Raw genomic sequence first — 13394 nt, forward strand, 5'->3', positions numbered from 1 at the left:
ATCTGGCTCCCCATTTTATTTTCCATGTTAGAATAGCTCTTCAGTGCTGCCACCACCAGTTGAGTAAATACTGTCTTCGAGGTTATTTCCGACATACTCCGTTGGCTCTGTCCCTTTTTCGAAGTACTCAAACATCGAAGATCCATCCACTTTGTGAGTGAGAAGGCCGCTATTACGATCGATACGAACACGAACAATATCATCAGGTACTTCTTTGCTGCGCTGAGGGACGCCCTCTAATGCGGCATGCATAAAGTCAATCCATGCGGGCTCTGCAGTTTTTGCACCAGACTCTGCACCAGAGATTTGACCTTTGCCTAAGTTACTGTTTACGGTTGTGCGGCCTAGTGTGCGAGAGTGGTCATCGAAACCTACCCACGAGATAGCCACAATGCCAGGACCATACCCATTGTACCAAGTATCTTTAGAGTCGTTAGTTGTCCCTGTTTTGCCGCCGATGTCTCGGCGATCCAGTTTTTGAGCTCGCCAGCCAGTACCATTCCAACCAGTACCATCACGCCAGCTACCACCGCCCCAGATATTGCTGTACATCATTTCACGCATTAAGAAAGCATTCTGCTGTGAAATGACTTGTGGAGCGTAGTTTGGCCCTTCATCGTTGGAAGCTGTGTTGATCGCTACGGTTTCTAAAGGAACATCTTGTTCACCAAATTCAGCAGCAAACTTGTCTTCTTCAGCTGTCGTCATTTGTGGACAATTATGCTGACAAATGGTTTTTGGATTTGCTTTAAACAACACTTCACCAAACGCGCTCTGAACGTGGTCAATGTAGTAAGGTTCAACATAGTAACCGCCATTCGCAAAGACAGAGTAACCTTGGGCTACTTCCATTGGGGTTAAGCTACCTGCACCTAACGCGATAGTTTCTGAACGAGGAACCTCATTGATATCAAAACCGAAACGAGTCAAGAACTGACGAGTTTCATCTAGACCAACTTCCCGCAACGTACGGACGGCCATTACGTTTTTCGATTGTGCTAAGCCAATGCGAAGACGGGTTGGACCAATGTAAGTTGGTGGAGAGTTCTTTGGACGCCATGCAGAGCCAGAACCCGCATCCCATTTGTTAATCGGTGCATCATTGACAAGTGATGCCAATGTTAGACCTTTATTTAATGCTGCTGAGTAAATGAAAGGCTTAATACTTGACCCAACCTGACGCACCGACATCGTCGCACGGTTAAACTTACTGTGAACAAAGTTGAAGCCACCAACAAGAGAGAGTACCGCCCCATTTTCTGGATTCATTGCGATAAAGGCGGTGTTTGCATTCGGTACTTGGCTTAAGTTCCAACTATGAGTGATGTGGCCGTCTTTATCGGTTGCTGTGATTTCACGTACCCAGACTTGTTGGCCTGGTTCAAGAATTTGTTTGGCCGATTTAGGCGCTGGTCCCTGACGCTCATCGGTTAAGAATTTGCGAGCCCAGTTCATGCCTGTCCATGCGATAGTTTGCTCATCGTTGTTCTTCACCCATACTTGAGCACTTTTTTCGTCGACCTTTGTGACTACTGCAGGAGAAAGTTCACCGTAAGTCGGTTGCTTTTTAAGGTGATTTTCAATCTGTTCGACATCCCAAGCTGCTTCACCTTTTTTCCAAAGCACTTTCTCTGCACCACGGTAGCCGTGACGTTCATCGTAAGCGAGTAGGTTATTGATTGCCGCCGCGTTTGCGGCATCTTGAAGTTTAGAGTCGACAGTCATGTAAATGTTCAGGCCAGAAGTGTAAGCCTGCTCCTCACCGTACTCTTTTACTGCCCATGAACGAGCGAGTTCCGCAACATACGGTGCTGAAAGTTCAATTTCAGCACTGTGGTAGCGAGCGACAATCGGTTCTGAACGAGCTTGGTCGTATTGTTCTTGGGTGATGTATTTTTCATCGAGCATACGCATCAGAACGACATTGCGGCGGTTGGTTGCGCGTTCTAGTGAGTAGATAGGGTTCATTGTTGAAGGGGCTTTTGGCATACCCGCAAGCGTTGCAATCTCGCTCAGAGTTAACTCGTTTAAACTCTTACCAAAGTAGACTTGTGCTGCAGCGCCGAAACCGTATGAACGGTAACCGAGGAAGATCTTATTTACGTACAGCTCCATGATCTCTTGCTTAGTCAGAAGTTGCTCGATATGAATAGCGATAAAGATCTCTTTAACCTTTCGCATGATCTTCTTTTCGTTAGATAGGAAGAAGTTACGCGCAAGTTGTTGGGTGATGGTACTCGCACCTTGCTTGGCAGAGCCCGATAGAGCAACAACAATCGCAGCACGAGTGATGCCAATAGGGTCAATACCAGGGTGCTCATAGAAACGGCTATCTTCGGTTGCGATCAGAGCATGAATCAAATCCTGTGGGATCTCATCGTAGGTAACAGGAATTCGACGCTTCTCACCGAATTGAGCTATTAACTTATTGTCTTGGCTGAAAACCTGCATAGGTGTTTGTAATTCAACATTTTTTAGTGTTGCAACGTCTGGTAATTCAGGCTTTACGTATTGATAGAAGCCGAAAATCGTGATGACTCCAAGAATTATGCAAAACAATGTTAAAAATAATAAACGCTTTATGAACTTCACCGGAGAATCCCTGATTGGTTGAGGCTGTAGGATGACAAACCCTTGTACTCTTTGGTCAAAATTTAGCACATAGAGATATTAACTCTTATTTAAATGCTAATCACAACCTTTGCACGAAGAAAATTCGGAGCGAGAGTAGCAATGGACAAACTCGTCGTTACTGGCATCGACATAGGCCATAACAGTCTCAAAGCCGTGGTACTTAAGCCTAGTGGTCGCCATTACGCGGTACTGGACTACAAAGAAATAATATTGAAAGAATGTATTGTCGCTGAAAATAACACCATAAATCATCAAGAAATTGTAAAGACACTTAAAGAGATAAAAAAAGCACTGCCTTTCGGGGCTAAACGTGTCGCGATTTCGGTGCCAGAAAATGCCGTGATCAGCAAAAAACTGCAAATAGAACCAGGGTTAGATAGCAGTGAACGAGACTATGCGGTCATGCAAGCTTTCGCTCATCAATCACCTTTCCCCTTACAAGAGCTTAGTTTAGATTTTGTTTTAGATGATGTGAAGAATAAAACGGATGGACTTGAACATTATCAAGTATTTGCTACTCGTAAGGACGTTGTTGATTCTCGAGTCGATGCTTTACAACAATCAGGGTTAAAGCCTGTGTTAGTAGAGGTGGCATCACAAAGCTTAGGTCATATGTGGAAGCTCGCGACGGAGCATTTTCCAGAGAAAAGTACGTACTGCTTGCTCAATGTAGGCAACGTTAAATCATCGTTCACAATGTTTACTGAACAGGGTGAATTATTTCACAAAGAGTTCTCATCAAGTTCATGGTCTGAAAAAACGCCATCAGTATATCAGAAAGGTGCTTGTTTACAGGTGGATGAATCACACCAAGAGCAAGCTCTGATTGAGCGAGTTCAGCGTCAACTGCAGCTTTATGCTTCTTTCAATGGTTCTCTCAATATTACCGGTATCTGGATTACAGGTGACGGTTTTGTCACACCCCAATTAAAGAGAGCGTTATCGAGTCAATTGAGCATGGAATGTGAAACACTCAACCCGTTCGAGTTGTTTATATTGATGGTGTCACCGCATAAGCATACGGCTGTGCAATCGCACCGGTTTACTGCTGCTGCGGGCCTCGCGATTCGAGGTATTCATTGGTTGGAGCATGGCAATGTTGTATCGCATTAATTTGTTGCCATGGCGCGAGTATCAACGTAAGGCGCATCGTCACCGTTTTGTTAGCCTCGCTGTTTTTGGAGTAATGATTGCGGCGATCATTCAGTGGGGAGGAAGTCAGTATTTACAGGCTCAACAAGCTGAGCAGCAAAAGCGTCTAGATTATCTCTCCAATCACATTACGCTTTTTGATCAGCGGATTGAAGCGATGAAAATTGCGGAGCAAGAGCATCGCCAAGTTCTGCAGCGATTAAATGTTGTTGACCAATTACAGCGAGGACGAAGCAAAACGACGGCGTTTATGAATCTTATCCCCTCGGTGATCCCTGAGGGGGTTTATGTCGACAAGATTAAAATCAATCACTATTACGTTGAGCTTTCTGGGATTGCAGATAGCACATCCCATCTGGCGACGATGCTCGATAATATGGAGCGTTCAGCAAAGCTTTATGAAGTGGATATGCATTCTATTGTTCATGGAAAATCACGCTTTGGGAGGTCATTCCAACAATTTAATGTCTCTTTTCGATTACGGGAAGCGCAAGGGGCAGGAAGTCTACATCATGGTTAATTGGCAAGACTTGGATGTGGATGAGATGCTTGAATGGCCAATACAGGCTCAGACCGTCGCAATATTGATCTTTATTTTTGCGCTTCAGATCGTTGGCTATTGGTTTTATTTGAAACCCGAGAATCAGCGGCTTAACGATCTTGTTCAAAAGGAGCAATCCCTGCGAACAGAATTTCAAATCAAAGCGAATAGGGCTGCAGCCTTGCCTCAATTGCAATCACAAGTCGATGAGTTGACCTCGCGATATGAGCAGTTGTTACTGCAATTACCCGCAGAAAAAGAGCTAGCTACCATGTTGGCATCAATCAATCAGCTTGGTATCGACAGCAACCTTAAGTTCACTCGAATGGATTGGGGGCAAAAGCAGGTTGAGCACTTTTTTTATCGACTGCCTCTTGAACTCGAGTTAACCGGGGATTTTCATGATATTGGACGTTTTACTCAAGCGATGGCGGCATTACCCCGAATTATTGTTTTTCAGGATGTAATTTGGCAGCGAGTGAGTCAAGAAAGTGAGTCATTGCACTTTCGTATTAAAGCGAATACCTACCAACTCAAGTCTGAAGACAATAAAAATGAAAAATAACGTAGTGGTGTTAGTCAGCGTGCTATTGCTCGGTTGTCAAGCTAACGATGAATCGTTAATTGACTTCATTCGTGATGTTGAAAGTCAGGCTCGCGATGACGTTATTAAACTTAAGCCTGCCACAGCGTATCAAGTCTTACCCTATAAAGCATCAGTGCGCCGTACGCCTTTCGCACTGCCTAAAGAGGTGCACTCGGTGATACAACCAATGGCAACGCTAGACTGTTGGCAACCGACATCAAGAGCATCGTCGGAGCAATTGGAGCGTTTCCCATTAGAAAGATTGCGTCTAAAAGGTGTGATTGGGATGGGAGCACAAATGTCAGGGCTTATTCAAGTGCCGAGCGGTACGGTATATCGAGTTCAGACTGGGGAATATATTGGTCAAAACAATGGTTTCGTCGCGTCTATCTCGAGTGATCATTTGTTAATAAATGAAACCTTACCGGATGGATTGGGGTGCTGGAAAAAGCGCAAGGTGACATTAGCGTTGAAGTAACAACATGGGTGTTTAAACGAGTAATGAAAGTGAATAAAGGATCAATGCTTACACCAAGGATGGTGATTGGCTTTTTCTCTGTGTGGCTATTTATGTTTTTGGCATCAGAGGGGAGAGCAAAGGCGTCACCACCGAATGAATTAAAATCGATAGACTTCCGTGCAGATAACAATACAGAAGCGGTGATCATGATTGAGCTAACGTCATCGTCTGTCGTGGTTGATATACAACGTGAAAGAGATGGGTTAAGTATTGAGCTGCTTAATACTTCGGTCAGTGATAACCAATTGCACCTTTTGGACGTGAGAGATTTCTCTACCGTCATTAAGCAAATTGACGTTTCTCGTTATCATTCGGCCACACGTTTGTTGGCCTATACGACCGATGAATACCGCTATGACTATCGCCTGTCAGGACGCTGGTTAGAAGTGACAGTGGTGAAAGAAAAGTCAACTAAGCAAGCACAAAGCCAGAACATTTTGAAGAATAAAGGGCGTTTAATCTCTATCAATTTTCAAGATATTCCGGTGCGAAATGTATTGCAGTTAATTGCTGACTATAACGATTTCAATCTCGTGGTATCGGATTCTGTGTCGGGTAATCTGACGTTACGCTTAGATGACGTACCTTGGCCACAAGTGTTAGATATCATTTTGCAAGTGAAAGGATTGGATAAGCGGGTTGATGGCAATGTTATTTTGATTGCCCCATTAGATGAACTGGAGCTAAGAGAAAAGCAGCGTCTTGAAAAGCAAAAGCTTGAGCAAGAAATAGGAGAGCTTTCCTCTGAGATCATCAAAGTGAATTTTGCAAAAGCCTCGGACGTTGCGGAAATGATCAATGGCGAGGGTAATATCAGCATGCTTTCTGAGAGGGGAAGTATGACCGTTGATGAGCGTACGAATTCATTGTTGGTGCGAGAATTACCAGAGAACATTGACGTTATTCGCGAAATTATAGAAGCGTTAGACATTCCCGTGAAACAAGTACAGATTGAAGCTCGCATTGTCACCATTAATGAGGGGAATCTCGATGAGCTTGGGGTACGCTGGGGTTTTACAAGTATAAATGGCAGTTCAACGGTTGGAGGCTCGATTGAAAATAATCTCGCCACGCTTGGTTTGTATGATGGTGGCGTTGGCATTGATGATTTTCTTAATGTTAACCTTGCAGCGACCAACCCAAGTGCCACTAGCCTCGCTTTTCAAGTCGCAAAGTTAGGGGCAGGGACTTTACTTGATTTAGAGTTGTCTGCGTTGCAGCAGGAATCGAAAGCAGAAATCATCTCAAGCCCACGCTTGATCACCACCAATAAGAAACCTGCTTATATTGAGCAAGGAACGGAAATTCCGTATTTGGAGTCTTCATCAAGTGGGGCGACGTCGGTGACATTTAAAAAAGCAGTATTGAGTTTAAAAGTGACACCGCAGATAACGCCAGATAATCGCTTAGTGTTGGATTTGAGCGTGACTCAAGACAGGCCAGGTCAAGTGGTGAAAACCGGCACTGGAGAAGCGGTTGCGATTGATACTCAGAGAATTGGCACTCAAGTTTTGGTCAATAATGGTGAAACGGTGGTATTGGGTGGTATTTTCCAACATAGCCTCAGTAATGCCGTTGACAAAGTCCCTTTACTTGGTGATTTACCCTTGCTTGGCGCGCTTTTTCGCCGAAGTTATGAAAAAGTAGGCAAAAGTGAGTTGTTGATTTTCGTGACGCCAAAGGTCGTAATTCAGTAGTGTTTGGCCGATGAAAATGTGAATAGATCAAAAATAAAGTTGCATTAGTGGCACCATGCTTGGATAATTTCGGGTCTTATCACGAAATATCTGTGAGGAATTGGTGCCACGAGCCTTGTATAACAGCGGTTCGGCTGTGTTTACTTGTGGCGATTTTATTGAATTAACGTTGTAAAATACCGCTGAATATGGCTGAGAAACGTAATATTTTCCTTGTTGGCCCAATGGGTGCCGGCAAAAGTACAATTGGTAGACATCTAGCACAGCAACTACACATGGAGTTTGTTGATTCAGACACTGTGATTGAAGAACGCACTGGTGCTGATATCTCTTGGGTTTTTGATGTTGAGGGTGAAGAGGGTTTCCGCAAACGCGAAGAAGCTGTACTTGAAGATCTCACTCAAGAGCAAGGCATCGTGCTAGCTACAGGTGGCGGCTCTGTCATGAGCAAAGAAAACCGCAATCACCTTTCAGCCCGTGGTGTCGTTGTTTACTTAGAAACAACTATCGAGAAGCAACTTGCACGCACAAACCGTGACAAGAAGCGTCCACTACTTCAAACAGATAAACCTCGCGAAGTATTGGAGCAATTGGCAGGCGAACGTAACCCGTTATACGAAGAAGTAGCGGATTACACGGTTCGTACTGACGATCAGAGTGCAAAAGTGGTAGCCAACCAGATCGTAAAAATGCTAGAAGAGAGATAAGCAATTATCTTTTGAATGGAGCACACCGATGGAACGGATTACGGTCAATCTAGCTGAACGTAGCTACCCAATCTCTATTGGCGCCGGGTTGTTTGATAACCCGGCGTACCTTTCCCAAATTCTTTCAAACAAAAACGCCAATCAGAAAGTTATCGTGATCAGTAATGTCACGGTTGCTCCTCTGTATGCGGACAAAATTCTTAGCCAGCTAAAACAGCTTGGTTGTGATGCCTCATTGCTTGAGCTGCCCGATGGTGAGCAATACAAAAGCTTAGACACATTTAATCAAGTCATGAACTTCCTGCTAGAGGGAAGCTATGCTCGTGACGTAGTAATTATTGCGTTAGGTGGTGGTGTGATTGGGGATCTTGTTGGTTTTGCGTCCGCATGTTACCAACGTGGTGTGGATTTCATCCAGATCCCAACGACCTTGTTATCCCAAGTAGATTCATCCGTAGGGGGGAAAACCGCGGTTAATCATCCTTTGGGTAAAAATATGATTGGGGCTTTCTACCAACCGAAAGCGGTCATCATCGATACCAGTTGTTTATCGACATTGCCTGAGCGTGAATTTGCTGCTGGGATGGCAGAGGTCATTAAGTACGGCATTATTTATGATGGTGTATTTTTCGAATGGCTCGAAGAAAACCTTGAGCGTTTGTACGCTCTGGAAGAAGAAGCGTTGACTTACGCAATTGCACGTTGTTGTGAGATTAAAGCGGAAGTTGTTGCTCAGGATGAAAAAGAATCAGGCATTCGAGCGTTGCTTAATCTTGGTCATACTTTCGGTCATGCCATTGAAGCAGAGTTAGGTTACGGTAATTGGTTGCATGGTGAGGCGGTCGCTTCAGGAACGGTCATGGCAGCGAAAACATCGCACCTTCGTGGTTTGATTTCTCAAGAGCAATTAGCTCGCATTATTGCGATTTTACGTCGCGCAAACCTTCCGGTACATACCCCTGAAACCATGAGTTTTGACGACTTTATGACTCACATGATGCGCGACAAAAAAGTGTTATCTGGTCAACTTCGCCTGGTTCTGCCAACAGGCATTGGTAGTGCAGACGTTATCGCCGACACACCGCAAGACGTAATCAAACAAGCCATCGACTTCGGTCGTGATATTTAACTTTGAATGACGTATTTACGTATCATGTATGTTGTTTATTAAGGTAATAAGATGAGTTTCGCTCACGTCCTAGAACTGGATTCGCAAACAGAGCTATTAGACAGGTTAGGGTTATTGACTAACTTTGGTTCTAATTTGATCGCAATAAACGGTTCTATTGGGTATGGAAAAACCTGGTTGGCGCAGAGGTATCTTGAATTAGGTGCTAGCAATAAAAACCAATGCTTATTACTTTGTCGAGCCAACCATGATGACGTGCAGCATCGAACGCTTATTTTGAGTCAGCTGGTGTCAGATGCGCTTTTCAATCAGCAAGATACGATAACGGATAGTCTAGAGCGTATTTTAGGCAACGATCCTTGCGATATCGCCATCGTCATTGATGATGCGCATAGGTTGAGCGATATTTTGATTTCTGAGCTTTGGATGTTGGTGCTTGCTGCGCAAACCAACCCAAAGTGGAAAGTCAACATCTTATTATTTACGCAGACCGGACTGCTCGAGCCCGTGCTGTCACGTTTGAGTTATGGACAGGAATATAAGCCTGTGGAGCTCGATATTGAGGTGTTGTCGGAAGTCGAAGCACGTCGTTTTTTTGAATCTCTTGTTATTCGATATGTTGATGATGAAAACGAAAAACGTGTTCGAGATGCATTTAAAAAAGTTGACCCGGTACCGGGCGACATCATGGCGTTAGGAGAGATGAAAGTGGAAAAAAGGATTATTATCCGCTCAATTGTTGGCTCACCCTTGAATATTGCACTCATTGTACTGGCTTTACTCTTGTTGGCGGCTGGTGGTTATTGGTGGATGTACAACCAACCTACACCAGAAGAAAAGGCACAACAAATTACCGGCAGTGTAGAGCAAACGGCAATTCCAACGCTTACCGAACCGGATAACGAGCAATATGCAGGAGAGCTTGTAGAAACACCAAGTGATACAGGAGGTCGTTCATTTGATTCGTTGCAAGTGACGGATGATTCTGACGCATTGCCGCCTGTGGTGACCGATGAGGTCGCTAGTGTTGGTTCTGATGATACTCAACAACGTGTCGTTATTGATTCTGATGTTGTTGACGCTTTGCTCGAGGGGGCTCCTGCGCCAGAAAAACGCAACCAATTGAATTCAGATAGCATGGAGTCGATTGAAAGTGAACTCCCAGAACAAAGTCGTGCTAGCTCATCTTTGATAAAAGTGATTGAAGCGAATGATAGTGATGCTTCTCACCGTCAAACAGAGTCGAACGCACCGGTTGTGAAATTTTCCTTTGCTCGTGAAGAACTAAAAGCGTTGTCACCAAGAGCTTACACATTGCAACTTGCGGCTATGACATCCATGAGTGACGTTCAAGCTTTTCTAGATGAACATCAACTTAGTCATCAGGTGCGCATTTATCCAACTACCCGTGATGGTGTAGAGTGGTATATCATTACGTATAGCGATTACCCAACGATTCAGGCAGCCAGAGACGCAGTCGAAAGCCTACCAAACTCACTGAAATCTATTGGCCCTTGGGCGAAATCTTTAGGTCAGGTTCAGCGAGAGATAGAGCGAGTGAAATAATCCTGAGCTTCGCTGAAAAATATGTTACATTCCGCAGCCTTAATTTTCGGTCGATAGATAGAGCAGTAGATGAAAAAGCAACGAGCCTTTCTTAAATGGGCAGGAGGAAAATACGGTCTGGTTGAAGACATAAAACGTCATTTACCACCCGCTCGGAAGCTAGTTGAACCTTTTGTTGGTGCTGGTTCAGTTTTTCTAAATACTGACTATGAGCATTATCTTCTTGCAGATATCAACCCTGACCTGATTAATCTTTACAACTTGCTGAAAGAGCGTCCTGAAGATTACATCTCTGAAGCGAAGCGTTGGTTTGTTGCAGAGAACAACCGCAAAGAAGCCTACCTGAGCATTCGCGCTGAATTTAATAAAACTGACGATGTCATGTATCGCTCTCTAGCGTTTCTGTACATGAACCGTTTTGGTTTTAATGGTTTGTGCCGTTACAACAAAAAAGGTGGCTTCAACGTGCCATTGGTTCTTACAAGAAGCCGTATTTCCCAGAAGCTGAGATGGAATTCTTTGCTGAAAAAGCCAAGAAAGCCACCTTTGTGTGTGAGGGATATCCAGAAACATTCAGCAGAGCGCGTAAAGGCAGTGTGGTTTATTGCGATCCTCCATACGCACCACTTTCGAACACGGCGAACTTTACCTCTTATGCCGGAAACGGCTTTACGCTTGATGACCAAGCGGCATTGGCTGATATTGCTGAGCGAGCTGCAACCGAACGCGGTATCCCTGTATTAATTTCGAATCACGATACTACGTTGACGCGTCGTCTGTACCATGGTGCAGAGCTTAATGTGGTCAAAGTGAAGCGTACTATCAGCCGCAACGGCAGCGGTCGTAATAAAGTTGATGAGCTGCTTGCTCTATTTCGTGCCTCAAACGCGGATAAATCCAACTCTTAGTTCTCACACTATTGCATCTAAATAGTGGATCTCCCCACTGGCTTCGGTAGAATTGCGCGCAAATTATTTGCTGTTTGCTCGCCACTACTGAGGTCAGGTATGAAAGATTTTCTAATTGCTCCATCCATTTTATCGGCTGATTTTGCTCGTCTCGGTGAAGACGTAGAGAAAGTACTCGCAGCGGGTGCGGATGTGGTGCACTTCGACGTTATGGATAACCACTATGTACCAAACCTGACTTTTGGTGCGCCAGTGTGTAAGGCATTACGTGATTACGGCATCACGGCACCCATCGATGTCCACCTAATGGTCAAGCCTGTTGATCGTATCATCCCTGACTTTGCCAAGGCTGGAGCGTCGATGATTACATTCCACATTGAAGCATCTGAGCATGTAGACCGTACTCTCCAACTTATCAAAGAGCACGGTTGTAAAGCTGGTGTGGTACTTAACCCAGCAACGCCACTTGCACACCTTGAGTTCATCATGGACAAAGTTGATTTAATTCTACTGATGTCAGTTAACCCTGGTTTTGGTGGACAATCATTCATTCCTCACACACTAGATAAGCTACGTGCAGTACGTAAGATGATTGATGAGTCTGGTCGTGATATTCGCCTAGAAATCGATGGTGGTGTGAAAGTAGAGAACATCCGTGAAATAGCAGAAGCGGGCGCAGACATGTTTGTAGCGGGTTCGGCTATTTTCAGCGAGCCAGATTACAAACAAGTGATTGACAAAATGCGCACCGAACTTGCACAAGTAAAATAGACGCTAAAATTAAATGTTGTAGTCCCCTGATTTATAAGGCTGTCACTTTACTGGCAGCCTTTATTCTCTCTGCCTCCATCCCTATAAAAATATCCATCGAGCGGTGTAAATAATCACTTGCCTATTTTGCCGCCTTTCTGTACTATTCGTGCTCCTTAAACTCAGTCAATTTTCTTTAGTTCCTTGCTTCCTCTGGACGACTGAGCCATTTGTGGAAGCTGAATAATCCGTAAGGAGCAACCCATGCGTCATTACGAAATCGTATTCATGGTGCACCCAGATCAAAGCGAGCAAGTTGCTGGCATGATCGAGCGTTACACTGGTTCTATCACTGAAACTGGCGGTACAATCCACCGTCTAGAAGATTGGGGTCGTCGTCAACTGGCTTACCCAATCAACAAGCTTCACAAAGCTCACTACGTTCTAATGAACGTTGAAGCTGACCAAGCTGTTATCGATGAGCTAGAAACTGCTTTCCGTTTCAACGATGCAGTTCTACGTAACATGATCATGCGTACTAAAGCGGCTATCACTGAGCAATCTATCATGCTTAAGCAGAAAGAAGAGCGTGCTCCTCGTCGCGAAGAGCGTGCTGAAGCTAAGCCAGAAGCAGCTGCTGAGTAATATTTCTTATGACCAATCGAATGGAGCTGAGTGGCACCATTGCCAAGCCGCCCATTCGTAGTAAAAGCCCTAGTGGCATAGAACACTGTCGGTTTTGGTTAGAGCATCGCTCTACTGTTATCGAAGCTGACCTACCTCGACAAGTTTATTGTCGAATGCCGGTAGTCGTCAGTGGGCTTAGGTCACAAGCATTAACTCAGAATTTAGTACAAGGCAGTAGCATTAAGGTAGGTGGCTTTGTCGCTTATCAAACCGGCCGAAATGGTGTGGGAAAATTAGTGTTACATGCCGACAATATTACTCAAATTTAAGATCAGGAGATAGCCCATGGCTCGTTTCTTCCGTCGTCGTAAATTCTGCCGTTTCACAGCAGAAGGCGTACAAGAGATTGATTACAAAGACGTAGCAACTCTTAAAAACTACATCACTGAAGCTGGTAAAATCGTTCCTAGCCGTATCACTGGTACAAGCGCTAAATACCAACGTCAACTAGCTCGCGCTATCAAGCGTTCACGCTACCTAGCTCTACTACCGTACACTGACAAGCATCAGTAATCGG

Annotated in this window: 12 protein-coding genes and 3 pseudogenes; 14 read left to right on the top strand and 1 reads right to left on the bottom strand. The window is 44.6% G+C overall.

Going from position 1 to position 13394, the window contains the following annotated elements; all coding sequences use genetic code 11:
* Positions 1-27 precede the first annotated feature (27 nt).
* Positions 28-2592, bottom strand: a complete 2565-nt coding sequence (locus tag KHN78_RS09300) for a penicillin-binding protein 1A (protein WP_211915856.1) — start codon at positions 2590-2592, stop codon at positions 28-30.
* A gap of 141 nt (positions 2593-2733) precedes the next feature.
* Between KHN78_RS09300 and pilM the strand changes: the two genes are divergently transcribed.
* From pilM to rpsR, 14 genes and pseudogenes are all read left to right on the top strand, one after another.
* Positions 2734-3747: a type IV pilus biogenesis protein PilM gene (pilM, locus tag KHN78_RS09305; RefSeq protein ID WP_211915857.1), complete on the top strand. Its 1014-nt coding sequence runs from the start codon at positions 2734-2736 to the stop codon at positions 3745-3747.
* A complete protein-coding gene (locus tag KHN78_RS09310) occupies positions 3731-4306 on the top strand; it encodes a PilN domain-containing protein (RefSeq protein WP_211915858.1) in 576 nt (191 codons plus the stop codon). The genes pilM and KHN78_RS09310 overlap by 17 nt, the downstream gene beginning before the upstream one ends.
* A complete protein-coding gene (locus KHN78_RS09315) occupies positions 4299-4892 on the top strand; it encodes a type 4a pilus biogenesis protein PilO (RefSeq protein ID WP_211915859.1) in 594 nt (197 codons plus the stop codon). The genes KHN78_RS09310 and KHN78_RS09315 overlap by 8 nt, the downstream gene beginning before the upstream one ends.
* Positions 4876-5391 carry a pilus assembly protein PilP gene (locus KHN78_RS09320; RefSeq protein ID WP_211916529.1) on the top strand — a complete coding sequence of 172 codons (516 nt, stop codon included), beginning with the start codon at positions 4876-4878 and terminating at the stop codon, positions 5389-5391. Before KHN78_RS09315 ends, KHN78_RS09320 begins: the two co-directional genes overlap by 17 nt.
* Positions 5392-5450: 59 nt before the next feature.
* Positions 5451-7130, top strand: a complete 1680-nt coding sequence (locus KHN78_RS09325) for a type IV pilus secretin PilQ (protein WP_411912345.1) — start codon at positions 5451-5453, stop codon at positions 7128-7130.
* 188 nt (positions 7131-7318) lie between these two features.
* Positions 7319-7837 (top strand): shikimate kinase AroK, encoded by a 519-nt coding sequence (gene aroK, locus KHN78_RS09330; RefSeq protein WP_099080818.1) that lies wholly within the window; start codon positions 7319-7321, stop codon positions 7835-7837.
* A 28-nt stretch (positions 7838-7865) separates the two neighbouring features.
* A complete protein-coding gene (aroB, locus tag KHN78_RS09335; protein WP_211915860.1) occupies positions 7866-8966 on the top strand; it encodes a 3-dehydroquinate synthase in 1101 nt (366 codons plus the stop codon).
* 51 nt (positions 8967-9017) lie between these two features.
* Positions 9018-10061: pseudogene (locus tag KHN78_RS09340) on the top strand (ATP-binding protein); the annotation flags it as partial.
* A gap of 81 nt (positions 10062-10142) precedes the next feature.
* A pseudogene (locus KHN78_RS22140) lies at positions 10143-10532 on the top strand (SPOR domain-containing protein); the annotation flags it as partial.
* 69 nt (positions 10533-10601) lie between these two features.
* Positions 10602-11440 (top strand): annotated as a pseudogene (locus KHN78_RS09345) (Dam family site-specific DNA-(adenine-N6)-methyltransferase).
* A 99-nt stretch (positions 11441-11539) separates the two neighbouring features.
* Positions 11540-12211, top strand: a complete 672-nt coding sequence (gene rpe / locus KHN78_RS09350) for a ribulose-phosphate 3-epimerase (protein ID WP_128810022.1) — start codon at positions 11540-11542, stop codon at positions 12209-12211.
* A 243-nt stretch (positions 12212-12454) separates the two neighbouring features.
* Positions 12455-12835, top strand: coding sequence for a 30S ribosomal protein S6 (rpsF, locus tag KHN78_RS09355; protein ID WP_128810023.1), 381 nt, complete (start codon positions 12455-12457; stop codon positions 12833-12835).
* 8 nt (positions 12836-12843) lie between these two features.
* The gene (priB, locus tag KHN78_RS09360) at positions 12844-13146 is read left to right on the top strand and encodes a primosomal replication protein N (RefSeq protein ID WP_128810024.1); all 303 of its coding nucleotides are present in this window, start codon (positions 12844-12846) and stop codon (positions 13144-13146) included.
* A gap of 16 nt (positions 13147-13162) precedes the next feature.
* Positions 13163-13390: a 30S ribosomal protein S18 gene (rpsR, locus tag KHN78_RS09365; RefSeq protein WP_000090472.1), complete on the top strand. Its 228-nt coding sequence runs from the start codon at positions 13163-13165 to the stop codon at positions 13388-13390.
* Positions 13391-13394: the final 4 nt, after the last annotated feature.

This window comes from Vibrio sp. B1REV9, assembly GCF_905175395.2.
Lineage (GTDB): Bacteria > Pseudomonadota > Gammaproteobacteria > Enterobacterales > Vibrionaceae > Vibrio > Vibrio alfacsensis.